Annotated in this window: 20 protein-coding genes; 11 read left to right on the top strand and 9 right to left on the bottom strand. The window is 62.7% G+C overall.

The window, feature by feature from the left end:
- Positions 1-28: 28 nt before the first annotated feature.
- Both arcA and arcD (OGV19_RS18755) read right to left on the bottom strand, forming a co-directional pair.
- On the bottom strand, positions 29-1,291 hold the full coding sequence (arcA, locus tag OGV19_RS18760) for an arginine deiminase (protein ID WP_264310119.1): 1,263 nt from the start codon (positions 1,289-1,291) through the stop codon (positions 29-31).
- A 32-nt stretch (positions 1,292-1,323) separates the two neighbouring features.
- A complete protein-coding gene (gene arcD, locus OGV19_RS18755; protein ID WP_264310118.1) occupies positions 1,324-2,751 on the bottom strand; it encodes an arginine-ornithine antiporter in 1,428 nt (475 codons plus the stop codon).
- 434 nt (positions 2,752-3,185) lie between these two features.
- Here arcD (OGV19_RS18755) and arcD (OGV19_RS18750) point away from each other — a divergent pair, with 434 nt between their 5' ends.
- Positions 3,186-4,613, top strand: a complete 1,428-nt coding sequence (gene arcD, locus OGV19_RS18750; protein WP_264310117.1) for an arginine-ornithine antiporter — start codon at positions 3,186-3,188, stop codon at positions 4,611-4,613.
- Here the strand turns inward: arcD (OGV19_RS18750) and OGV19_RS18745 are convergent.
- The 6 genes from OGV19_RS18745 to gap form a co-directional block, all read right to left on the bottom strand.
- The gene (locus OGV19_RS18745; RefSeq protein ID WP_264310116.1) at positions 4,593-5,006 is read right to left on the bottom strand and encodes a YbaN family protein; all 414 of its coding nucleotides are present in this window, start codon (positions 5,004-5,006) and stop codon (positions 4,593-4,595) included. The genes arcD (OGV19_RS18750) and OGV19_RS18745 overlap by 21 nt on opposite strands.
- 54 nt (positions 5,007-5,060) lie before the next feature.
- On the bottom strand, positions 5,061-5,654 hold the full coding sequence (locus OGV19_RS18740) for a biliverdin-producing heme oxygenase (RefSeq protein WP_264310115.1): 594 nt from the start codon (positions 5,652-5,654) through the stop codon (positions 5,061-5,063).
- Positions 5,655-5,797: 143 nt separating this feature from the next.
- On the bottom strand, positions 5,798-8,386 hold the full coding sequence (locus tag OGV19_RS18735) for a TonB-dependent receptor (RefSeq protein WP_264310114.1): 2,589 nt from the start codon (positions 8,384-8,386) through the stop codon (positions 5,798-5,800).
- Between the two features lie 149 nt (positions 8,387-8,535).
- Positions 8,536-9,498, bottom strand: coding sequence for a FecR family protein (locus tag OGV19_RS18730; RefSeq protein ID WP_264310113.1), 963 nt, complete (start codon positions 9,496-9,498; stop codon positions 8,536-8,538).
- 91 nt (positions 9,499-9,589) lie between these two features.
- Positions 9,590-10,102, bottom strand: a complete 513-nt coding sequence (locus OGV19_RS18725) for an RNA polymerase sigma factor (RefSeq protein WP_264310112.1) — start codon at positions 10,100-10,102, stop codon at positions 9,590-9,592.
- Positions 10,103-10,237: 135 nt separating this feature from the next.
- A complete protein-coding gene (gap, locus tag OGV19_RS18720) occupies positions 10,238-11,239 on the bottom strand; it encodes a type I glyceraldehyde-3-phosphate dehydrogenase (RefSeq protein ID WP_264310111.1) in 1,002 nt (333 codons plus the stop codon).
- A gap of 263 nt (positions 11,240-11,502) precedes the next feature.
- Here gap and edd point away from each other — a divergent pair, with 263 nt between their 5' ends.
- The 10 genes from edd to OGV19_RS18670 all read left to right on the top strand — a co-directional run bounded on the left by edd (position 11,503) and on the right by OGV19_RS18670 (position 23,342).
- Complete coding sequence (edd, locus tag OGV19_RS18715) at positions 11,503-13,329, top strand: phosphogluconate dehydratase (protein WP_264310110.1); 1,827 nt, start codon at positions 11,503-11,505, stop codon at positions 13,327-13,329.
- Positions 13,326-14,285: a glucokinase gene (locus tag OGV19_RS18710; RefSeq protein ID WP_264310109.1), complete on the top strand. Its 960-nt coding sequence runs from the start codon at positions 13,326-13,328 to the stop codon at positions 14,283-14,285. Before edd ends, OGV19_RS18710 begins: the two co-directional genes overlap by 4 nt.
- 71 nt (positions 14,286-14,356) lie before the next feature.
- Positions 14,357-15,082, top strand: a complete 726-nt coding sequence (gltR, locus tag OGV19_RS18705; RefSeq protein WP_264310108.1) for a two-component system response regulator GltR — start codon at positions 14,357-14,359, stop codon at positions 15,080-15,082.
- A complete protein-coding gene (locus OGV19_RS18700) occupies positions 15,063-16,517 on the top strand; it encodes an ATP-binding protein (protein ID WP_264310107.1) in 1,455 nt (484 codons plus the stop codon). The genes gltR and OGV19_RS18700 overlap by 20 nt, the downstream gene beginning before the upstream one ends.
- Before the next feature lie 144 nt (positions 16,518-16,661).
- Positions 16,662-17,948, top strand: a complete 1,287-nt coding sequence (locus OGV19_RS18695; protein WP_264310106.1) for an ABC transporter substrate-binding protein — start codon at positions 16,662-16,664, stop codon at positions 17,946-17,948.
- Positions 17,949-18,080: 132 nt separating this feature from the next.
- Positions 18,081-18,989, top strand: a complete 909-nt coding sequence (locus OGV19_RS18690; protein WP_264310105.1) for a carbohydrate ABC transporter permease — start codon at positions 18,081-18,083, stop codon at positions 18,987-18,989.
- Positions 18,982-19,827: a carbohydrate ABC transporter permease gene (locus OGV19_RS18685; RefSeq protein WP_264310104.1), complete on the top strand. Its 846-nt coding sequence runs from the start codon at positions 18,982-18,984 to the stop codon at positions 19,825-19,827. Before OGV19_RS18690 ends, OGV19_RS18685 begins: the two co-directional genes overlap by 8 nt.
- A gap of 3 nt (positions 19,828-19,830) precedes the next feature.
- Positions 19,831-20,985 carry an ABC transporter ATP-binding protein gene (locus OGV19_RS18680; protein ID WP_264310103.1) on the top strand — a complete coding sequence of 385 codons (1,155 nt, stop codon included), beginning with the start codon at positions 19,831-19,833 and terminating at the stop codon, positions 20,983-20,985.
- Between the two features lie 41 nt (positions 20,986-21,026).
- A complete protein-coding gene (locus tag OGV19_RS18675) occupies positions 21,027-22,370 on the top strand; it encodes a carbohydrate porin (protein WP_264310102.1) in 1,344 nt (447 codons plus the stop codon).
- A gap of 117 nt (positions 22,371-22,487) precedes the next feature.
- Positions 22,488-23,342 carry a D-hexose-6-phosphate mutarotase gene (locus OGV19_RS18670; protein ID WP_264310101.1) on the top strand — a complete coding sequence of 285 codons (855 nt, stop codon included), beginning with the start codon at positions 22,488-22,490 and terminating at the stop codon, positions 23,340-23,342.
- Here the strand turns inward: OGV19_RS18670 and hexR are convergent.
- Positions 23,335-24,198, bottom strand: a complete 864-nt coding sequence (gene hexR, locus OGV19_RS18665; RefSeq protein WP_172960401.1) for a DNA-binding transcriptional regulator HexR — start codon at positions 24,196-24,198, stop codon at positions 23,335-23,337. The two genes, OGV19_RS18670 and hexR, sit on opposite strands and share 8 nt — an antisense overlap.
- Positions 24,199-24,378: the final 180 nt, after the last annotated feature.

The raw sequence follows: 24,378 nt of genomic DNA, 5'->3' as shown, positions 1-24,378 counted from the left end.
TTGTGGAGGCGGCCGGGTGTGATGGTCGTTAGTAGTCGATCGGGTCGCGCACGATCGGGCAGGTCATGCAGTGGCCGCCGCCACGGCCTCGGCCCAGTTCGCCGGCGCTGATGGTGATGACCTCGATCCCTGCCTTGCGCAGCAGGGTGTTGGTGTAGGTGTTGCGGTCGTAGCCGATGACCACACCCGGCTCGATGGCCACCACGTTGTTGCCGTCATCCCACTGTTCGCGCTCGGCGGCAAAGCTGTTGCCGCCGGTCTCGACCACGCGCAGCTTGTCTTTCTTGCCCAGCAACTGCTCGGATACCACCTCGAGGAACGAGGCATCCTGCGGCGCGATATTCATGCCATAGGGCTTGCTGGAGTCTGGGGTGATGATGAATGGCTTGATCTCTTTCACCACCTCCGGGAATACCGTTACCAGGTCGCGGTCGCAGAAGCTGAACACGGTGTCCAGGTGCATCGCTGCGCGGGACTTCGGCAGGCCTGCGACGATGACTTTCTCGGCCGCACCTTTCTCGAACAGGTTCTGAGCCAGTTGGCCGATGGCATGGCGCGAGCTGCGCTCGCCCATGCCGATGAGTACGATGCCCTTGCCGATCGGCATCACGTCGCCGCCTTCAAGGGTGGCGTTGCCATGATCCTTGTCCGGGTCGCCATACCAGACCTGGAAGTCGGCACCGGTGAACTCCTTGTGGAACTTGTAAATGGCTGTGGTCAGCAGCGTTTCCTGGCGTCGCGCAGGCCAGTACATCGGGTTGAGCGTCACGCCACCGTAGATCCAGCAGGTGGTGTCACGAGTGAATTGGGTGTTGGGCAGCGGCGGCAGAATGAAGCTGGAGTGACCCAGGTACTTGTTGTACATCTTGATCACTTCGGCGCCTTCGCTTACTGGAAGGTCCTGGCCCGCCACGCCGCCAATCAGGAACTCCGCCAGGTGGCGTGGTTCCAGCCCTTCGAGCCAGTTACGCACCTCGTTGGTCAGGCCGACACCCACGGTGTCAGAGGTGATCTTGCGGTCCAGGATCCACTTGAGGGCTTCTGGTTGCTGCACGATGTCGGTCAGCAGGTTGTGCATTTCCAGCACATCGACGCCGCGCTCGCGCATCTTGGTGACGAAGTCGAAATGGTCGCGCTTGGCCTGGTCGACCCAGATCACGTCGTCGAACAGCAGTTCATCGCAGTTGCTCGGGGTCAGGCGCTTGTGCGCCAGCCCAGGGGAGCAGACCATCACTTTGCGCAATTTGCCGGCTTCGGAGTGGACACCGTACTTCTGTTTTTCAGCGGACATTGTTCATTCCTCCATGTGTGCGAAGACGTGGGTCAAAGGGTCAGGAAGCCGTCGTACAGGCCATAGGCAGCCACCAGGGCGCCGACGACCACGGCCGCGAAGATCAGTTTTTCCACGTTGGTGAAGATAGGTTGGCCAACCTCGCGCTTGGCCTTGGCGAACAGGATGGCCCCAGGGGCGTACAGCAGGGCCGAGAGCAACAGGTACTTCACGCCGCCGGCGTACAGCAGCCAGATGGCGTACAGCAAGGCGATGGCGCCGATGAACAGGTCCTTCTTGCGTTCGGCCAAGGCTTGCTCGTAGGTTTCGCTGCGCAGTGCCAGCAGGAAGGCATAGGCCGCCGACCACAGGTAGGGCACCAGGATCATCGAGGTGGCGAGGTAGATCAGCGACAGGTAGGTACTGCTGGAGAACAGCGTGATGACCAGGAAGATCTGCACCATGGCGTTGGTCAGCCACAGGGCATTGGCCGGCACCTGATTGGCATTTTCGCGGCGCAGGAACTCCGGCATGGTGTGGTCTTTGGCGGCGGCGAACATGATCTCGGCGCACAGCAGCACCCACGACAGCAGGGCCCCGAGCAGCGAGATGATCAGGCCGACGCTGATGAGCACTGCGCCCCAGTGGCCGACCACATGTTCAAGCACGGCGGCCATCGACGGGTTCTGCAGCTTGGCCAGTTCCGGTTGGGTCATGATGCCCAGCGACAGCACGTTGACCAGCACCAGGAACAGCAGCACGGTGACGAAGCCGATGACGGTGGCCTTGCCCACGTCAGCGCGTTTTTCCGCCCGTGACGAGAAGATGCTTGCACCCTCGATACCGATAAACACCCAGACGGTGACCAGCATCATGTTGCGCACCTGGTTCATCACGCTGCCCAGTTCCGGCGTGCCCAAGCCCCAGATATCGGCGGTGAACACGTCGAGTTTGAAGGCGAACAGGCAGATCAGGGCGAACAGCACCAGCGGCACAATCTTGGCTACCGTGGTGACCAGGTTGATGAACGCCGCTTCTTTGATCCCGCGCAGTACCAGGAAGTGCACGGCCCAGAGCAGGATCGAGGCGCCAATGATCGCAGCGGGGGTGTTGCCCTCGCCGAAGATCGGGAAGAAGTAACCGAGGGTGCTGAACAGCAGCACGAAGTAACCGACGTTGCCGAGCCAGGCGCTGATCCAGTAACCCCAGGCCGAAGAGAAGCCCATGTAGTCACCGAAACCGGCCTTGGCGTAGGCGTACACCCCGCCGTCCAGGTCAGGTTTGCGGTTGGCCAGGGTCTGGAACACGAACGCCAGGGTCAGCATGCCGACCGCAGTGATCGCCCAGCCGATCAGCACCGCGCCAACCCCCGCGCTGGCCGCCATGTTTTGCGGCAGCGAGAAGATCCCGCCGCCAATCATTGAACCCACTACAAGTGCAACTAACGCACCGAGCTTTAGTTTTCCGGATGAATCAGACATTTAACAACTCCTGCCAGGAGAAAGTTGACGACAGAGTAAATCCGACGCCTGCGCCATTCGCTGACTTGGGTCAGTTCATGGGCACGTAAAGTAGGAAAATTCCTTCACGTGGCTCCTGGAGAGTGCCGACAGCTCTGCTGCAGGCCTTGCACGCTGGCACCTCCATGTCCTTCTAGAGCAAACGCTCTGTTCGGCCTGCGATGCTTGAAGCTAGCTGTTTTTGCTGCTTTCGCAAATTTTTCACAAAAAAATCGAGTTTTAACAGTTTCTTCCCTAGTTGCTGGGCAGCTGCTAGTTTTTAACAGATTGCTGGCATAGACAAAGCAGTTATGAGTGCTATAGCTTTTAGGGCACTTATCAATATAAGTCACAGCGTTTATATAGCCTTCACGGCTATTTCAAACGCATGACAGGGTGTGAAAAAAGGGAGGCACATGAGCGAACCGGGACAGAAGCTGCGCCTGGGCGCGCTGATCGCACTGGTGGTGGGCTCGATGATCGGTGGCGGGATCTTCTCGCTGCCGCAGAACATGGCAGCACGCGCCGATGTCGGTGCGGTGCTGATCGGCTGGGGCATCACTGCGGTCGGCATGTTGGCCCTGGCGTTCGTGTTCCAGACCCTGGCCAACCGCAAACCCGAGCTGGACTCGGGGGTGTATGCCTACGCCAAGGCGGGCTTTGGCGACTACATGGGCTTCTCTTCGGCCTGGGGATACTGGATCAGCGCCTGGCTCGGCAACGTCGGTTACTTCGTGCTGCTGTTCAGTACCCTGGGTTTTTATTTTCCGGTATTCGGCGAAGGCAACACGCCCATCGCCATCGGCTGCGCCTCGCTGCTGCTGTGGGCGGTGCACTTTCTGGTGCTGCGCGGGATCAAGGAAGCCGCCTTCATCAACCAGGTGACCACCGTGGCCAAGGTGGTGCCGTTGCTGATTTTTATCGTTATCGCAGCCTTCGCCTTCCGTGCCGATATCTTCACCCGTGATATCTGGGGCTTGAGCAACCCGCAGTTCGGCAATGTGCTGGATCAGGTGCGCAACATGATGCTGGTGACTGTGTTCGTGTTCATCGGCATCGAAGGCGCGAGCGTGTATTCCGGGCGTGCGCAGCGCCGCTCGGATGTGGGCAAGGCCACGGTGATCGGCTTTCTGGGCGTGCTGGCGCTGCTGGTGCTGGTCAACGTCCTGTCGCTGGGGGTGATGACCCAACCGGAGCTTGCCGGCTTGCAGAACCCGTCGTTGGCGTCGGTGCTGGAGCACATCGTCGGCCCGTGGGGCGCGTTGCTGATCAGTATCGGCCTGGCCGTTTCGCTGCTCGGCGCCTTGCTTTCATGGGCTCTGCTGTGCGCAGAAATCCTCTTTGCCACCGCACGCGACAAGACCATGCCGCGCTTTCTGGCCAAGGAAAACGCCAACCATGTACCGGCCAATGCCTTATGGCTGACCAACTGCATGATCCAGGGTTTCCTGCTGATCACGCTGTTTTCGGCAGGGACCTACACCAGCCTGATCTACCTGGCCTCGTCGATGATCCTGGTGCCCTACCTGTGGTCGGCGGCTTATGCGGTGCTGTTGGCGCTGCGCGCAGAAACCTACGCAGGGCAAGTGGCCTTGCGGCGCAAGGACCTGCTGGTGGCAATGGTTGCCTTGTTGTATGCGGTCTGGTTGCTGTACGCCGGTGGGCTGAAGTACCTGCTGCTGTCGGCATTGTTGTATGCCCCGGGGGTGATCCTGTTCGCCAGGGCCAAGCACGAGCAAGGGCAGACCCTGTTCACCACATGGGAAAAGCTGATTTTTGCCGCGGTGCTGGCAGGTGCTGCGCTGGCGGCGTACGCGCTGTATTCAGGGCTGTTGAGCTTGTGACCCGGCAGGGCATGCCTGTTCGGGGCGCGACCAGATCCACAGGTTGCCCAGGGCCATGCCGCCGATTGCCAGAAACACCGGCCAGTGATGGTCGAGAAAGGTCAGCATCAGGCCCGCGCACAGCAGCATGCTGATCGTCGCGCTGACTTTGGCACGGCGCTGGATCACCTTGCCATTGCGCCAGTTGAACAGAATCGGCCCGAACAACCGATGGCTCTCCAGCCAGGCCGAAAGGCGCGGTGAACTGCGGGTGGCTGCCCAGGCTGCCAGCAGGATGAATTCGGTGGTCGGCAAGCCGGGAATGACGATCGCGACCAGGCCTATGCCCAAGCTTAAGTAAGCCAGGATTCCATACAGCAGGCGGGCAAGTTTCGAGCGGGCAGGTTGGGTCATGGTCTCACTGCGAAAAACGGTTCGGCCACCGGTGGGGTGGCCGGGCAGAGCGTGTCAGACCAGCGCGGCATTCGCAGCATAGGCGTGTTTGAGCAGCTCGGTGAAGCGCTCGAAGGCGGCGACCGCACCCCGTTCTGCAGCGGCCTCTTCTTCGGCCGACAGCGCCAGGCCATCGAGGATACGGGTGAACTGTTTCCAGCCTTCGGCACGGCCGCCGGCCGGTTCGCCCAGGTGGCGGGCACCGAAGCTGTCGGACAGCTCCAGGGCCACGGCACGCTTGATCAGAAACGCAGCGCCCAGTTTGGAGCCTTCGGAGACGAAGATCCAGCCCATGGCCTCGCCCAGGCTCGGATTTTGTACCGCGCCGGCTACGGGGCCGGGCACGTCGGTGTCGAGGTCGGCGAGGTCCAGGCAGGCCTGCTCGGCGCGGCAGCGCTCGGCCAGGTCGGGGACGATGGCGATCAGTTGTGGGTCGTTGTACAAGGCCTTGAGTTCGGACTGGAACAGGTACTGGGCGACCACGAAGCGGGCAAAGCTTTCACGGCTGTCGAAGGGGGCGTGGGACTTGACCAGGGCATCCAGCTCGGCGTGCGGGGCGTGGGTGATCTGGTTGAGGCGCTGGGAGCGCAGGGCTGGGCGTTCGGTCATGGGGGCAGTCCTTGGAAAAAGGGGCATCTAGATACAAGACGAAATAGCGCGGGCGGGACAGTAAAAAAACTGGGTTTTTGTGTTGAATGTGCCGGCCTCTTTGTGGGGCTACCCGCGAAGAGGCCGGCGCTGGCCAGCTCAGGTCAGATATCCCACACCACATTGATGCCAAAGTTACGCCCCGGCATGGTCAAACGGTCCATGTTGGCTGGCTGGGTCACAGCCGCCTCACCCTGGCCGTCGTAGCTGCGTACCGAATCCCACTGCCAGTATTTCTTGTCGGTGAGGTTGTACAGGCCCGCGTTGATGGTGACGTCGTCGGTCACCTTGTAGAAACCGGTCAGGTCCAGCACGCCATAGCCCGGGGTGCGGAACTTGCTGCTCGAACCGTCGGGTGCGTAGAAGTGGGTGTCGTCCACGCGGGTCTTGCGCTTGACCAGCGTCCAGCTCAGCAGGCCGCCGTAGTTTTGCTGCTCGTAACCCAGGCCGAACACGCCCTTGAGCGGGTTGACGGTGTTCAACGGCTGGCCGGTGTCATCGTTGCGGCCGTAGGCGTAGGCAATCGAGCCTTGGGTGTACAGGCCTTGCGGGGCACCGAAGTGGTCCAGGTTCAGGCGGCCCTTGACCTCAGCGCCCTTGATGGTGGCGTGCTTGATGTTGTTGGCCTGGAAGGTCTGTTCCAGGTTGGCGCTCTGCACGGCGTCTTCATCGATGAAGTCGCGGTACTTGTTGTAGAACACCGCCACATCGAAGTTGCCGGCGTCGAAGTTGCCACGCAGGCCGGTTTCGTAGCTTTTGCTCTTTTCAGGCTCAAGCCCTGGGTTGCCCTCTACGCGGTAGCCTTGCTCCAGGTTCTGGAAGCGGCCGTACATGGACTTGGCAGTGGGCGTGCGGAAGCCTTCGGCGTACTGGCCGTACCAGGTGTAGTTGTCGTTGAACGCGTAGGTCAGGCCAAACTTGGGCGAGACGCGGTGCCACTTCTTGTCCGAGTCGTCCTGGGAGGTGGGCGCGGTGCCGGTGGACTCCAGGCCACGCAGGAAGGCGTCGGTGAACTTGGGCTCCATGTGCGTGTAGTCATAGCGGGCGCCTGGCAGGAAGGTCCAGTTGTTCCAGCGGATCTCGTCCTGGACGAACAGGCTGTAGGTGTTCACGGTCGGGTCCGGGAAATCGCTGACCAGGGCCTGGCCATCGCGGGCGCTGTCCTGGCCGATGGCTGTGCAGCTGCCGCCAACGTTTACGCAGGTGCCCGAGCCACTGCGGGATCCGGTGACTTTTTCATGCTTGAGCGTGGTGCCGTAGGTCAGCAGGTGATCGGTCTCACCGATGCTGAAGGCTTTGTCCAGCTGGGCGTCGAATACCCATTGGCGGTCCTTGTAGGTGGTCTGGCGGTCCCGAAGTACCTGGCGACCTGAGGCGACATACAACTCATCGGTGGTCTGATCGGTCTTGGCAATCTGGTAGTTGAGGCTCCATTTGACATGGTCGGCAACCATGCTATCGAGACCGAACTCATGATTGATACCGAAGCGCTCGCGGGTCACCGTATCGTTGCCTTGGCGCATGCGATAGGAGTTCATAGCGCCGAAACCTGGAATGAACGGCCCACCCACCGCACTGAGAATGTTCTGGTCGCGGTCATCCTTGTAACGCTCGTAGGTGAACCCCAGGCGCGCGTCGTCGGCGTAGTTCCAGCCCAGTTTGGCCAGCACGTTGGTGGTGCGTACGTCTTGTGGGTTGGCTTCGGTGCGGGCCAGGCCGTCACCGCTGTGGCCACCGTAGGACTCGTTCTCATGGCCGTTGCGTTGGCTCAGGTGCAGCAAACCGTCGACGTCGCCTTGGCGGCCGGCCACGGTGGCGGAGGTCAGCCAGCTTTCGTCGGCCGAGCTGTAGCCGGTCTTCAGGCGGGCGCCGACGTCCTTGCCGGGTTTGATGATGTCGTCCGGGTCGAGGGTGAAATAGCTCACCGCACCGCCGATGGCGTTGCTGCCGTACAACACCGATGCCGGGCCGCGCAGGATCTCCACGCGCTTGACGATCTCGGGGTCGACGTAGTTGCGCTGGGTCTGGGCGTAGGGGCCGTAGAAGAAGCTGTCGGGGATCGACACACCGTCGATCTGGGTGAGGATCCGCTCACCGTCGATGCCGCGGATGTTGTAGCCGTTCAGGCCGCTGCGCTGGCCGGTACCGGCCACGGAAACGCCCGGTTCGTAACGCACCAGGTCCTGGATGTTATTGACGTTCTGGCGGTCCAGTTGCTCGCGGGTCTGCACGCTGACGGTGCTCGGCACCTGGCTGACGTCTTGCGCGCTGCGGGTGGCGCTGACGGTCACCTGCTGCAGGGCGATGACTTTGCCGGTGGTCTGGCGTTCGAGCACCACGTTGCCGTTACCGATCTTGCGATAGCCAAGGCCGGTGCCCTGCAGCAGGCGCTTGAGCGCCGCGTCCGGTGGCAGCGAGCCCTGCACCCCTGGCGAGGCCACGCCATCGGCCAGTTCGGCACTGAAACCGACTTGCCAGCCGGTGACCTGGCTGAAGGCATTGATGGCCGATACCAGTGGTTGCTGGCCGATGCTGAAGCGGTAGTCGCCCATGCGCGGGCTGCTGGCCTGGGCCGGTTCGGCGGCCAGGGCCGGCAGGCTGCAGGCGCCGCAGGCGAGCAGGGCCAGGCTCAGCAGGGACAATTGCCCTGTACGGCGGGAAAGTGTGGACGGGCGAGTTGGACCTGTGGACATCGAAAGCGCTCCCAGACGCGCGAACTGTTATAGGTGATGACTGTTCTTGTTATCAAACAAGAATCAGTTGCATTGGCTATAACGAGACGGGCGGGGTAGCGCGATCGCGTAAAAATAAATGATCGCAGTCGCAGCATCTGCAGCGGCAATCAGTTGAGGATGACCACAGCGGGGTATTCGTGCAGCCGGGCAGAGGTGATGTGCGCCAGGGCGCGCAGGGTTTCCAGGGGTTGGTCGAGGCGATAGTTGCCGGTGACCGCGACGTCTTCCAGGCCGGCGTTGCGGTTGATGATCCAGCCCGGGTAGTAGCGCCTGACCTCGGCCAGCACCTGGCTCAACGGGCAGTTCTCGAACACCAGGCGGCCATCGACCCAGGCCAGGTCCTTTTGCATGTCTGCGCGCTGGCGCTGGCCGAAGCCCTGGGGGCCGACGCTGATGCTGTCGCCGGCACTGAGGCGGATGCGCTGGTCGCTGGCGGCTTGCAGGTCGACATCACCGCGCTGTACCCGCACCTGGGCTTCGCCGTCGAGGTAACGTACGGCGAAGTCGGTGTCACGCACCTGTGCTCGGAGTGGGCCAGCCTGGACCTCAAGCGGCACTTGCGCGCCTTCGGGGACCTGGAAGTAGGCCTCGCCCTGGAGCAGGCGGGCGACCTGGCGCCCTTCGCGCAGGTCGCTGGCGAACGCTGAATTGGTGTTGAGCAACACTTTCGCGCCGTCGTCCAGTTGCAGGCGCTGACGTTCGCCCACCACGGTCAGGTGATCGGCCTGCAGCCGCACGGGCAGGTTGCCGAGGGTGAACAGGCCAACCACCAGCACCGCAGCGGTAGCCAGCGGTTTCCAGTGGCGGCGCAGGCGCCCGCGCAAGGAACGACGCTGGCCCTGATGCATCTGCACGGCCGCCTGGTGCAGCGGCATGCCATTCCACAGCGCTTCTGCTTCGACATAGGCTTCGGCGTTTTCCGCTGCGGCACTGAGCCAGGCTTCGAAGGCCTGGGTGTCGTGGGCATCGGCGCATTGCAGGCGTACCAGCCAGTCCAGTGCCTCGTCCATGGCACGGGCACGGGCGTTGGGCCCTGCAGGTGTCGGGGGAGGGACGGGGCGGTGGGTCACGGTGAATCCTTGAAAGGGTTATTCACGAATGATCAAGGCTAAGGCGGGGTGTGGCAAGCGCTTTGCGTTGCCCAGGTGGCCGGCGGTCGCATCACTTGAGCCGGTCGGCGACGCCCATGCAGATGGCCATGATCAGTTTCAGTTCCTTCTGTACCGTGCTGGCCGAGACGTTCAATTGTTCGGCGATTTCCAGGTAGGTGGCGCCATGCAGGCGGCTGAGGATGAAGATGCGCTGTTGGCGCTCGCTCAGTTGGTTGAGGCTGACACTCAGGTGCTTGAGCAATTGTTCGGCGTGGGCGGCGTCTTCGCTGCTGCTGGTGGGCGCAGCGACACTGTGCAGAACCTCGTCGGGCACGTCGTCGACCAGCATGCGCGATTGCACCCGGCGCGCGCGCAAATGGTCGAGGGCAAGGTTGCGGGCGGTCTGGAACACGAAGGGTTCGATATGCTCGATGGGCCGTTCGCTCAAGGCGCGGGAAACCCGCAGGTAGGTTTCCTGCAGCAGGTCCTCGGCTGTGCTGTGGTTACCCACCATGCGTTGCAAGGTACGCAGCAGGGTCAGGCGCTGGACGAGGAAAACGGAGTTGAACCGGGACTGACTCACGGGGGGACCTGGCCGACGAAAGGTTAATGATAATGCTTATCATCTGTACCAAAGGTCAAGTCTGGAAGTGTGTAGAAAAGGTAAAGATTGTCGTGCGGCCCCATCGTCGGCAAGCCGGCGATGGGGCCGAAGGGCTCAACGCGCGCTGCACAACGCCAGGCAGTTATCCAGCATCCGGTTGGAGAACCCCCACTCGTTGTCGTACCAGGCCAGCACCTTGAGCATCCGCCCGGTGGCCCGGGTATGGTTGGCATCGAAGATCGACGACAGTGGGTTGTGGTTGAAATCGCAGGAAACCAATGGCAAGGCGTTGTAGCCCAATACCTTGGAATGTCGGCTGGCCTCCAGGAACAGCTGGTTGACCTCGTCAGCAGTGGCTTCGCGTTTGAGGTTGACGGTGAGGTCCACCAGCGACACGTTGATCACAGGCACCCGTACCGCCATGCCGGTCAGCTTGCCGGCCAGGTCCGGCAATACCAGGCCCACGGCTTCGGCGGCGCCGGTCTTGCTGGGGATCATCGACTGGGTGGCCGAGCGCGCACGGTACGGGTCGCTGTGGTAGACGTCGGTCAGCGCCTGGTCGTTGGTGTAGGCATGGATGGTGGTCATCAGGCCTTGTTCGATGCCGAACTCGCGGTGCAGCACCTGGGCGATTGGCGCCAGGCAGTTGGTGGTGCAGGAGGCGTTGGAAATGATCTGGTGCGAAGCGCGCAGCACGTCGTGGTTAACCCCATAGACCACGGTGGCGTCAGCGCCCTTGGCCGGTGCCGAGATGATCACTTTGCCTGCGCCTGCAGCCAGGTGCGCAGCAGCCTTGGCACGCTCGGTGAACAGCCCGGTGCACTCGAACACCACGTCGATCGCCTCGGCCTTCCAGGGCAGTTCGGCCGGGTTGCGGATGGCACTGACCGCGATACGGTCACCATTGACCGTGAGGCTTTCATGATCGGCTTCGACGCTGGCGTCGAAGGTGCCGTGCACGCTGTCGTACTTGAGCAGATGGGCGTTCATGGCGCTGTCGCCCAGGTCGTTGATGGCGACGACCTGCAGGTCCTGGCGGTAGCCTTGGGTATACAGTGCGCGAAGGACATTGCGCCCAATGCGGCCGAATCCATTGATGGCGATGCGAAGGGTCATGGCATTACCTCTGGCGGTTCGAGTGAGGCCTGTGGCACAAAGGGGCTTCACTGAAACGGTTTTGTTGTTGGAATTACAAGATTATTCACTATCAGATAGAAAACAAGCCTTTTTAGTGGCAGTATTTTGTTTAAACATACAACGAGTGGTTGGGTTGACCTCTCAGCGTTGCATCCAAGGCCCTTTTCTTGAGCCTAGGTCGCAATCGTTTGGAGGGGAAATGCCCGCTAAGCCGCCCATACAGTTAGCCTGGAGTCCAGTACATGCACCCGCGCATCCTTGAGGTCACCCAACGGCTGGTCGAACGCAGCCGTGCCACCCGTGAACGCTACCTGCAGCTGATTCGCGGCGCGGCCAGTGACGGACCCATGCGTGCCAGCCTGCAGTGCGCCAACTTCGCCCATGGCGTGGCCGGTTGCGGCACCCAGGACAAGCAAAGCCTGCGCCTGATGAACGCGGCCAACGTGGCCATCGTCTCGGCCTACAACGACATGCTCTCGGCGCACCAGCCGTACCAGCACTTCCCCGAACAGATCAAGCAGGCCCTGCGCGAGGTTGGCTCGGTCGGCCAGTTCGCCGGCGGCGTGCCGGCCATGTGCGATGGCGTGACCCAGGGCGAGCCGGGCATGGAACTGGCCATCGCCAGCCGTGAAGTGATCGCCATGTCCACCGCCGTCGCCCTGTCGCACAACATGTTCGACGCCGCGCTGATGCTTGGCATCTGCGACAAGATCGTCCCCGGCTTGATGATGGGCGCGTTGCGCTTCGGGCACTTGCCGACCATTTTCGTGCCGGGTGGCCCGATGCTTTCGGGTATCTCCAACAAGCAGAAGGCCGACGTACGCCAGCGCTACGCCGAAGGCAAGGCCAGCCGTGAAGAGCTGCTGGAGTCAGAGATGAACTCCTACCACAGCCCAGGCACCTGCACCTTCTACGGCACTGCCAACACCAACCAGCTGGTGATGGAAGTGATGGGGCTGCACCTGCCGGGCGCTTCGTTCGTCAACCCTTACACTCCCTTGCGTGACGCATTGACCGCCGAGGCGGCGCAGCAGGTCACGCGCATGACCAAGGCCAGTGGCAGTTTCATGCCGCTGGGCGAGATCGTCGACGAGAAGGCACTGGTCAACTCGATCGTCGCCCTGCACGCCACGGGTGGCTCCACCAACCACACCTTGCACATGCCGGCGATCGCCCAGGCGGCAGGCATCCAGTTGACCTGGCAAGACATGGCCGACCTGTCCGAAGTGGTGCCGACGTTGTCCCACGTCTACCCCAACGGCAAGGCCGACATCAACCATTTCCAGGCGGCGGGTGGCATGGCCTTCCTGATCCGCGAGCTGCTCGATGCCGGGTTGCTGCACGAAGACGTCAACACCGTGGCAGGCCACGGCTTGCGCCGCTATACCCAAGAGCCATTCCTCGACAACGGCAAGCTGGTCTGGCGTGAAGGGCCAGAGCAGAGCCTGGACGAAAGCATCCTGCGCCCGGTGGCGCGGCCGTTCTCGGCCGAAGGTGGCCTGCGGGTGATGGAAGGCAACCTGGGGCGCGGGGTGATGAAAGTCTCCGCCGTCGCCCCCGAACACCAGGTGGTGGAAGCCCCGGCGCGGATCTTCCACGACCAGCAGTCGCTGGCCGATGCCTTCAAGGCCGGTGAGCTGGAGCGCGACTTCGTCGCCGTGGTGCGTTTCCAGGGGCCGCGTTGCAACGGCATGCCCGAGCTGCACAAGCTGACACCGTTTCTGGGTGTGCTGCAGGACCGTGGCTACAAGGTTGCGCTGGTCACCGATGGGCGCATGTCTGGCGCCTCGGGCAAGATCCCGGCCGCCATCCATGTTTGCCCCGAGGCCTATGACGGCGGCCCGCTGGCGCGCGTGCGCGAGGGTGATATCGTGCGGGTCGATGGTGTCGCCGGCACGCTGCAGGTGAAAGTGTCGGCCGAAGAACTGGCCAGCCGTGACCTGCCGCCGGCGCCTCAGGGCAACGACCTGGGCTGCGGGCGCGAACTGTTCGGTTTCATGCGCATGGCGTTCAGCCCGGCCGAGCAGGGCGCCAGCGCCTTTACCTCGGCTTTGGAGAACCTCAAATGAAGGACCTGCTGGTTGGCGACATCGGTGGCACCAATGCCCGTTTTGCGTTGTGGCGTGACAACCAGCTGTATCAGGTGAAGGTCTTCGCAACCGCTGACTACACAAGCCCCGAGCAGGCCATCGAGGCCTATCTGAACGATCAGGGCATCGTCCGTGGTGGCCTGTCGGCGGTGTGCCTGGCGGTGGCGGGGCCGGTTGATGGTGATGAGTTCCGTTTCACCAACAACCATTGGCGCCTGAGCCGTAGTGCGTTCTGCAATACGCTGCAGGTCGAGCGATTGATGCTGATCAACGACTTCTCGGCCATGGCGCTGGGCATGACCCGCCTGCAAGAAGGGGAGTTTCGCGAGGTGTGCCCTGGCCATGCCGACCCGCTGCGGCCTGCGCTGGTGATCGGGCCCGGTACCGGCCTTGGCGTCGGTAGCCTGTTGCGCCTGGGCGAGCAGCACTGGCAGGCGCTGCCGGGCGAGGGTGGGCACGTCGATCTGCCGGTGGGCAATGCCCGCGAGGCGGCGATCCATCAGCAGATTCACGGCCAGATCGGTCATGTCAGTGCCGAAACCGTGCTCAGCGGCGGTGGCCTCGTGCGTTTGTATCAGGCCATGTGCGCGCTGGATGGCGACACGCCGCGACACAAGACCCCGGCACAGATTACCGATGCCGCTTTGGGCGGTGAGCCACGGGCGCTGGCGGTGGTCGAGCAGTTTTGCCGGTTCCTTGGGCGCGTGACAGGTAACAATGTGCTGACCCTGGGCGCGAGGGGTGGGGTTTACATTGTCGGAGGTGTGATCCCGCGGTTCGCCGAGCTGTTCCTGCGCAGCGGGTTTGCTGCAAGCTTTGCCGACAAGGGTTGCATGAGTGGGTATTTTGCCGGGGTGCCGGTGTGGTTGGTGACGGCGGAGTTTTCGGGTTTGCTGGGGGCCGGGGTGGCCTTGCAGCAGGCGCTGGATCACTGATGTGTGAATGGGTCGCGAAGCGGCCCCCTCAGCAGGCAAAAGACCTGCGATAAACAAGAGGGCGGGACACCTTGAGTACTGCCGGAAAATCGATCCTGATGGTCGACGACGATCAGGAAATTCGCGAGCTGTTGCAAACCTACCTGAGCCGTTCCGGTTTTCAGGTCCACGCCGAGGCCGATGGGCAGGGCTTTCGTCAGGCCCTGGAAAACACCCCCTGCGACCTGGTGATCCTCGACGTGATGCTGCCCGACGAAGACGGTTTCAGCCTGTGCCGCTGGGTACGCCAGCACCCGCGTCAAGCGCGGGTGCCGATCATCATGCTCACCGCCAGTTCTGACGAAGCCGACCGGGTCATCGGCCTGGAGCTGGGCGCCGACGATTACCTCGGCAAACCCTTCAGCCCGCGTGAACTGCAGGCGCGGATAAAAGCCTTGCTGCGCCGTGCCGAGTTCGGCCAGGCGGCGCCGAGCAGTGCCGTGCTGGCATTCGACGACTGGCGCCTGGACACGGTCAGCCACCGGCTGTTCCACCGTGATGGCGAAGAGGTGATCCTGTCGGGCGCCGATTTCGCCCTGCTGAAACTGTTTCTCGATCACCCCCAGCAGATCCTCGACCGCGACACCATCGGCAATGCCACCCGTGGCCGTGAACCCATGCCGCTGGACCGTATCGTCGACATGGCGGTCAGCCGCCTGCGCCAGCGTCTGCGCGACACCGAAAAACCACCACGGCTGATCCGCACCGTGCGTGGCAGTGGCTACCTGCTGGCTGCCCATGTCTGCTGCGCTTCCTGAGCGGCGCTGGCGCCTGCTGCCGCGCTCGCTGCTGGGGCGCATGCTGCTGCTGACCTTGCTGGTGGTGCTGCTGGCGCAAGGCCTGTCCAGCGTCATCTGGGTCGCCCAGTTGCGGGCCAGCCAGCTGCAAGGGCTGCGTGCCAGTGCCAGCAGTCTGGCCCATTCGATGACAGCCAGTGTCAGTTACTTCCGGTCGCTACCGGTGGCCTATCGGCCGATGGTTCTGGACCAATTACGCAGCATGGGCGGCACGCGCTTTTTCGTGTCGCTCAACGACAAGCCGCTGGACATGCCGGTGCTGCCCATCACCCCGCGCAAGCAGGCGGTGATCGAGGTGTTCCAAGCGGTGCTGCACGAGCGCTTGGGGCCGCAGATGGAAGTCTCGGTGGCATTCGTCGCCCCGGATGACCTGCGGATTTTCAACAGTGGCTTGAAGCTCGATGAGCTGCCGCGCTCCTGGGCGCATTATTCACTGACCCTGGAGCCGCTCAATCCCCCGGTGCTGGTGACACAAATCCGCCTGGGCGAGGGCGAGTGGCTGTACATCGCCTCGCTGCTGCCCGAACCCTACACCAGCCTTGAGGCCGAGCGCCTGCCACGCCAGCAGATCGGTTTCATCGTGCTCACCACGGCTTTGCTGTTGTTGTTCATCGGCCTGCTGGTGCACTGGCAAAGTTGGCCGCTCAAGCGCCTGGCACGGGCCGCGCGGGAGATGTCGCTAGGTGCCGACGTGGCGCCCGTGGCCGAAGGCGGCGGCAGCGAGGTGGTCGAAGTGGGGCGGGCCTTCAACAGCATGCGCGAGCGCATCAGCCGCTACCTGACCGAGCGCAGCCAACTGTTCAGCGCCATTTCCCACGACCTGCGCACGCCGATCACGCGCCTGCGCTTGCGCGTCGAACTGCTGGAGGACGAACGCCTGCAGGCCAAGTTCAGCCAGGACCTGGACGAGCTGGAGCTGTTGGTCAAAGGGGCGTTGCAGTGTGTGAAAGACACCGACATCCACGAGAACATCGAGCCGGTAGACCTCAACCAGGTGCTGGAAATCCTTGCCGAGCCTTATCTGAGGGATGGCCGTATCACCGTGGATGGGCAGGCATTGGCACCCTACTTGGGCAAGCCGCTGGCGTTGCGCCGCTGTATCGGCAACCTGATCGACAACGCCCTCAAGTACGGCGAGCGGGCACGCTTGCGGGTCATCGACAGTGCCGAGGGGTTTGTCTTGCAGGTCGATGACCAAGGGCCGGGTGTACCGCAGCAGCAGATGGAACAGGTATTCGAGCCGCACTTCAGGCTGGCCGGGCAGCAGCAGGGGTATGGGCTGGGCCTGGGCATTGCACGCAATATTGCCCATAGCCATGGCGGTGAAGTGAGCTTGCTCAACCTGCGCGAGGGTGGCTTGCGGGTGACCCTGTATCTGCCGCGAGGGCTGGATTGAGTGCGCTGTCGTTGGTGCCGCCAATGTCACCAAACGATGACATTCACGCATCGCTTCGTTACCTGGCGAGTCGAGCTTGCTGATTAGACTGCAGGTAACGCAAGCGACCGACTTGCACGGCATAACAACAAGAAAGGTGCTTCGATGAATTCCACGCTCCGTCTCGCTGCCGCGATCTCCCTCGCTTCCCTTTTCCCCCTCAGCGCCCTGGCCGCCGATGTCAAAGGCAGCGTCGAGGTCGTGCACTGGTGGACCTCCGGTGGTGAAAAAGCCGCCGTCGATGTGCTCAAGGCGCAAGTCGAGAAAGACGGTTTCACCTGGAAGGACGGCGCTGTCGCCGGTGGCGGCGGTGCCACGGCCATGACCGTGCTCAAGAGCCGCGCGGTGGCTGGCAACCCGCCAGGCGTCGCTCAGATCAAGGGCCCGGACATCCAGGACTGGGCGGCTACCGGGCTGCTCGACAACGACGTGCTCAAGGACGTGGCCATCCAGGAAAAGTGGGACTCGCTGCTCGACAAGAAAGTCGCTGACGTTGTGAAGTACGACGGTGACTACGTCGCCGTGCCGGTCAACATCCACCGCACCAACTGGCTGTGGATCAACCCCGACGTCTTCAAGAAAGCCGGTATCGAAAAGGCCCCCGCGACCCTCGACGAATTCTACGCTGCCGCCGACAAACTCAAGGCCGCCGGCTTCATCGCGCTCGCCCACGGTGGCCAGCCGTGGCAGGACAGCACCGTGTTCGAAAGCGTGGCGCTCTCGGTGATGGGCGTGGAGGGCTACAAGAAGGCCCTGGTCGATCTGGACGGCGCCGCACTGACCGGCCCGGCAATGATCAAGGCGTTGACCGAGCTGAAGAAGATCGCCACCTACATGGACCCGGACGGCAAGGGCCAGGACTGGAACCTGGAAGCGAACAAGGTTATCAACGGCAAGGCCGGCATGCAGATCATGGGTGACTGGGCCAAGAGCGAGTGGACTTTGGCCAACAAAGTCGCCGGCAAGGATTACCAGTGCGTACCGTTCCCCGGTACGGGCAATGGCTTCCTGTACAACATCGACTCATTGGTGGTGTTCAAACAGAACGATGCCGGCACGTCAGCCGGCCAGCAGGACATCGCCCGCAAGGTATTGGGCACGGAATTCCAGAAGGTGTTCAGCAGCAACAAGGGCTCGATCCCGGTGCGCAACGACATGCTTGCTGACATGAGCAAGTACGGCTTCGACGCCTGCGCCCAGACCTCCGCCAAGGACTTCTTGGCCGATGCCAAGACGGGCGGCCTGCAGCCGAGCATGGCACACAACATGGCCACCACGCTTGCCGTACAGGGCGCCTTCTTCGATGTGGTGACCAACTACATCAACGACCCCAAGGCCGATCCGGCCGATGCGGCGAAGAAACTGGCAGCGGCGATCAAAGCCGCCCAATAACCCCCTTCGCGGGCAAGCCCGCTCCCACCGGTTGGGCGCTCTGTCCATGACCTGCGGTGAGCTGGGCCTGTGTGGGAGCGGGCTTGCCCGCGAAGCGGTGCGCAGCGCCGCCCAGACTTCGGGATCATTTTCATGACCACAACTACCGCCCAACTGCGGGCCTCACCCCTGGACGCTCTACAGCGCTGGCTACCCAAATTGGTACTGGCCCCGAGCATGTTCATCGTCCTGGTGGGCTTCTACGGCTACATCCTGTGGACCTTCGTCCTGTCCTTCACTACCTCGACCTTCCTGCCCACCTACAAATGGGCGGGCCTGGCGCAATACGCCCGGCTGTTCGACAACGACCGCTGGTGGGTGGCGAGCAAGAACCTGCTGGTGTTCGGCGGCCTGTTCATCGCCATCAGCCTGGCCATCGGCGTGTTGCTGGCGGTGCTGCTGGACCAGCGCATTCGCCGCGAAGGCTTCATCCGCACCATTTACCTTTACCCCATGGCCCTGTCGATGATCGTCACCGGCACCGCCTGGAAGTGGCTGCTCAACCCCGGCATGGGCCTGGACAAACTGCTGCGTGATTGGGGCTGGGAAGGTTTTCGCCTGGATTGGCTGATCGACCCCGACCGGGTGGTGTATTGCCTGGTGATCGCTGCCGTGTGGCAGGCCTCGGGCTTCATCATGGCGATGTTCCTCGCCGGCCTGCGCGGCGTCGATCAGTCGATCATCCGCGCGGCGCAAATGGATGGCGCCAGCCTGCCGCGCATCTACTGGACCGTGGTGCTGCCGAGCCTGCGCCCGGTGTTCTTCAGCGCGCTGATGATTCTCTCGCACATTGCCATCAAGAGCTTCGACCTGGTGGCGGCGATGACCGCCGGCGGCCCTGGGTACTCGTCGGACCTGCCGGCGATGTTCATGTACTCGTTCACCTTCAGCCGTGGCCAGATGGGCATGGGCTCGGCCAGCGCCATCCTCATGCTCGGGGCGATCCTGGCGATCCTCGTGCCTTACCTGTACTCGGAGCTGCGGAGCAAACGCCATGCATAGCCCTGTCGACAAACCGGCGCTGAGCATCAGCCGCCTCGCCATCCACGCGGTACTGCTGCTTGCCGTGCTGCTGTATCTGGTACCGCTGGTGGTGATGCTGCTGACCAGCTTCAAGACCCCGGAAGACATCAGCACCGGCAACCTGCTGAGCTGGCCGACGGTGGTCAGTGGCATTGGCTGGGTCAAGGCCTGGGGTACGGTAAACGGGTATTTCTGGAACTCGATCATGATCACCGTGCCGGCGGTGCTGATCTCCACCACCCTCGGCGCGCTGAACGGCTATGTGCTGTCGATGTGGCGCTTTCGCGGTTCGCAGCTGTTCTTCGGCCTGCTGCTGTTCGGCTGCTTCCTGCCGTTCCAGACCGTGCTGCTGCCAGCCTCGTTCACCCTCGGCAAACTCGGCCTGGCCAGCACCACTGGCGGCCTGGTGCTGGTGCATGTGGTCTACGGTCTGGCCTTCACCACGCTGTTTTTCCGCAACTTCTACGTGAGCATCCCTGATGCGCTGGTCAAGGCCGCGCGCCTGGACGGTGCCGGGTTCTTCACCATCTTCCGGCGCATCATCCTGCCGATGTCGACACCGATCATCATGGTCTGCCTGATCTGGCAGTTCACTCAGATCTGGAACGACTTCCTGTTCGGCGTGGTGTTCTCCAGTGGCGACTCGCAACCGATCACCGTGGCCCTCAACAACCTGGTCAACACCAGCACCGGGGCCAAGGAATACAACGTCGATATGGCGGCGGCGATGATCGCCGGCCTGCCAACCCTGCTGGTCTATGTGGTAGCAGGCAAGTATTTCGTCCGCGGCCTCACGGCCGGCGCCGTCAAGGGGTAAGTCATGGCAACGCTTGAACTTCGCAATGTGAACAAGACCTACGGCAGCGGCCTGCCGGACACCCTCAAGGACATCCAGCTGTCGATCAAGGACGGCGAGTTCCTGATCCTGGTCGGCCCCTCGGGTTGTGGCAAATCGACCTTGATGAACTGCATCGCCGGCCTTGAGCACATCACCGGCGGCGCGATCCTTATTGATGATCAGGACGTCAGCGGCATGAGCCCCAAGGACCGGGACATCGCCATGGTGTTCCAGTCCTACGCGCTGTACCCGACCATGAGCGTGCGCGAGAACATCGAATTCGGCTTGAAGATCCGCAAGATGCCGCAGGCTGCCATCGACGAGGAAGTGGCGCGTGTGGCCAAGCTGCTGCAGATCGAGCACCTGCTTGCCCGCAAGCCTGCGCAGTTGTCCGGTGGCCAGCAACAGCGCGTGGCCATGGGCCGGGCGCTGGCGCGGCGGCCGAAGATCTACCTGTTCGACGAGCCGCTTTCCAACCTCGACGCCAAGCTGCGGGTCGAGATGCGCACCGAAATGAAGCTGATGCACCAGCGCCTGAAAACCACCACGGTGTACGTCACCCACGACCAGATCGAGGCCATGACCCTGGGCGACAAAGTGGCGGTGATGAAGGACGGCATCATCCAGCAGTTCGGCACACCGCAGCAGATCTACAACGACCCGGCCAACCAGTTCGTCGCCAGTTTCATCGGTTCGCCACCGATGAACTTCATTCCGGTGCGCCTGACCCGTCAGGACGGGCGCCTGCTGGCGCTGCTCGACAGCGGCCAGGCCCGTTGCGAGCTGCCCTTGGGCGTGGTCGACGATGAGTTGGAAGGGCGCGAGATCATCCTTGGCATCCGCCCGGAACAGATTGCCCTGGGCACGGGGGAGGGCAATGGCCTGCCTGGCATTCGCGCCGAGGTGCAGGTGACCGAGCCTACCGGGCCTGACCTGCTGGTGTTCGTCACCCTCAACCAGACCAAGGTCTGCTGCCGTCTGGCACCGGATGTGGCGTGCCGGGTTGGCGACAGCCTCAACCTGCAGTTCGACCCGGCGCGGGTGCTGTTGTTCGACGCAGCCAGCGGCGAGCGCCTGGACGTCAGTACTGCCAACGCTTCTGTGAAAGACAACGTGACTCACTTCAAGAGCCGTTGAATCGTCTACACCATCAATAAGAAAAAAGAGGACGCAAAGGGATGGAACAGCGCAATCGCATCAGGACCTTGGGCTCGTTGGCCTTGCTTGCCTTGGTTGGCAGCAGTGGGGCGCAGGCCGCCGAGGCCTTCTCCAGCGAGTCGAAATGGATGACCGGCGACTGGGGCGGCAGCCGCACCGAACTGCTGGAGAAAGGCTACGACTTCACCCTCGACTACGTGGGTGAAGTGGCCGGTAACCTCAACGGTGGCTATAACGACGACAAGACCGCGCGCTACAGCGACCAGTTCGCCCTTGGCGCGCATTTGGACCTGCAGAAGATCTTTGGCTGGCACGATGCCGAATTCAAATTGGCGATCACCGAACGCAGCGGCCGCAACCTGTCCAACGACCGCATCAGCGACCCGCGTGCCGGGCAGTTCAGCTCGGTGCAGGAAGTGTGGGGGCGCGGCCAGACCTGGCGGCTGACCCAGATGTGGGTCAAGCAGAAGTACTTCGACGGGGCGCTGGACGTCAAATTCGGCCGCTTCGGCGAGGGCGAGGACTTCAACAGCTTCCCTTGCGATTTCCAGAACCTGGCGTTCTGCGGCTCGCAGGTGGGCAACTGGGTCGGCGGCATCTGGTACAACTGGCCGGTCAGCCAGTGGGCGCTGCGGGTCAAGTACAACATCACGCCGGAATTCTTCGTTCAGGTCGGCGCCTTCGAGCAGAACCCCTCGAACCTGGAGACCGGCAACGGCTTCAAGCTCAGCGGCAGCGGCACCAAGGGCGCGATCCTGCCGGTGGAGGCGGTGTGGTCGCCCAAAGTTAATGGCCTGCCGGGTGAGTACCGCCTGGGTTACTACTACAGCACGGCCAAGGCCGACGACGTGTTCGATGATGTCAACGGCAACCCCCAGGCATTGAGCGGTGGGGCGTTTAAATCGCATTCGAGCAAACACGGCTGGTGGGTGGTGGCGCAGCAGCAGGTCACGGCCCATGGCGGCGACGTCAACCGGGGCCTTAGCCTGTTCGCCAACTTCACCGTGCACGACAAGGCCACCAATGTGGTCGACAACTACCAGCAGGTCGGCCTGGTGTACAAAGGCGCCTTCGATGCCCGCCCCAAGGACGACATCGGCTTTGGCGTCGCGCGGATCCACGTCAACGATGACGTGAAAAAGCGCGCCGAGCTGCTCAATGGCCAAAGCGGCATCAACGACTACGACAACCCAGGTTTCGTGCCGCTGCAGCGCACCGAGTACAACGCCGAGCTTTATTACGGCTTCCACGTCACCAACTGGCTGACCGTGCGGCCCAACCTTCAGTACATCAAGAGCCCCGGCGGGGTGGATGAGGTGGACAACGCGCTGGTCGCGGGGTTGAAGATTCAGTCGTCATTCTGAGCCTGTTTGTTGTAAATTTACGCCAATCCATTTTCGGCTCCCGGCATCCACTGGCTTGCAGTGGTTGTCGGGGATAGGCCGAGACAGCGCTATCTCAAACAACAAGAGCTCTGAACCATGCCCGAACATCCGCTCCATCGCTTCTTTGCCTCGCAACGGCCCAGGCCGACATTCGAGTGGGAGCGTTACCAGCAGCGCGATGTGCTGATCATCGACCATCCCCGTTGCCAGGCGGTGTTCAGCCGGCAGGGCGGACAACTGCTGCACTTTCAACCGGCCGGCGAACGGCCCTGGCTATGGTGCGCCGAGCAGTGGCCGCAGGTAGGGGCGATTCGCGGTGGCGTACCGGTGTGCTGGCCGTGGTATGGCCGCCATCCCAGCGAAGACCTGTGGCCGGCCCATGGCTGGGCGCGCCTGCTCGACTGGAAGCTGGTCGACAGCCGGGAGGATGAGGAGGGCGTGACGCTGAAGTGGCGCCTGGACCTGTGCGATTGGCAGGTTGACCTGCATGCGCGGCTAGGCAGCCGTATGGAGCTGAGCTTGAGTACCGAGCACCAAGACAGCGAGCCGTGCCAACTGAGCCATGCGCTGCTGGCCTACTGGCGTATCAGTGACGTGTCCGAGATAGCGCTGTCTGGGCTTGAGGATATCGAAGGTTACGACCGCCTGAACCGGCAGGCCTGCCGCGAGGAAGGTGCGCTGAAGCTCAAGGGCGGGTGCCAGAAAGTCTACCCGGGTACCCCGCGGGTGCAGCTGCAAGACCCGGCTTGGCAGCGCGAATTGTGCATCGACACCGGTGACAGCGATGACACTGTGGTCTGGCACCCCGGCAATCGACCGCTGATGGGGGTGACCGGCCGCGAATGTCAGGGCTTCGTCTGTGTCGAAGCCGCCAGCGGCAGTGGCGAGTTCCTGAGCCTGGCGCCGGGCCAACGCGCCCATTTGCGCTTGCAGGCGCACCGGCTCAGTTGAGTTCGTCGTCCTCGATCGGGTAGCGGCTGGCGTTGAGGCTTTCTTTGATTTTGCGCAGGTGCGGCTGGAAGTCCACGCCCCGGCGCAGGGTCATGCCGGTGGCCAGCACGTCGAGCACGGTCAGCTGGATGATCCGCGAGGTCATCGGCATGTAGATGTCGGTGTCTTCGGGCAGCGGAATGTGCAGGCTCAGGCTGCAGGCTTGGGCCAGTGGCGAACCCGCTGCGGTCAGGCCGAGCACCGAGGCACCGTTTTCACGGGCCACGCGTGCCACTTCGACCAGCTCGCGGGTGCGGCCGGTGTAGGAGATGATCACGAACAGGTCGCCGGTGTGGGCAACCGAGGCCAGCATGCGTTGCATCAGCACGTCGGCGTGGGCCGACACCGCCAGGTTGAAGCGGAAGAACTTGTGCTGGGCATCCAGCGCCACCGGGGCCGAGGCGCCGAGGCCGAAAAAGTGGATCTGTCGGGCCTGGATCATCATGTCCACGGCGCGGCTGACCTGCTGCGGGTCGAGTTGCTGGCAGGCGCTGTCGAGCGAGGCGATGGCGCTGCCGAAAATCTTCTGGGTGTAGGCTGCAGGGTCATCGTCGGCCTCGACGGCGCGGCTGACATAGGCAGCGCCACTGGCCAGGCTCTGCGCCAGTTGCAGCTTGAGCTCGGGGTAGCCGCTGACGCCGAACGAACGGCAGAAGCGGTTGACGGTCGGTTCGCTGACCTTGGCCGCCTGGGCCAGCGCAGCAATGCTGAAGCGGGTGGCTTGTTGCGGGTTGAGCAGGATGACTTCGGCGACTTTGCGTTCGGCCTTGTTCAGCTCGTCGAGGCGTCCCTGGATCTGTTCCAGGAGGTTTCGCACGCGGTCCATGGGTGTGTCCTTGGGTCGGGAAGGCAGCCGGCTGACGGAGCAGCGGGCCTTTTGCACGGTCGTCTATCGTACTGTCGGTGCGGTTGGCGCACCACTTATCTGTAATACTCGTCGGTAATGTTGTTAGTTTTACTACATTACCCCTTGAAAACCGTATGTGAAAGCGGTATT

The sequence above is a fragment of the Pseudomonas putida genome (assembly GCF_025905425.1).
In the GTDB taxonomy this organism is placed as follows: Bacteria; Pseudomonadota; Gammaproteobacteria; order Pseudomonadales; family Pseudomonadaceae; genus Aquipseudomonas; species Aquipseudomonas putida_AF.
Note: the sequence above shows the minus strand (reverse complement) of the source record. Positions and strands in the feature narration are given on the sequence as shown.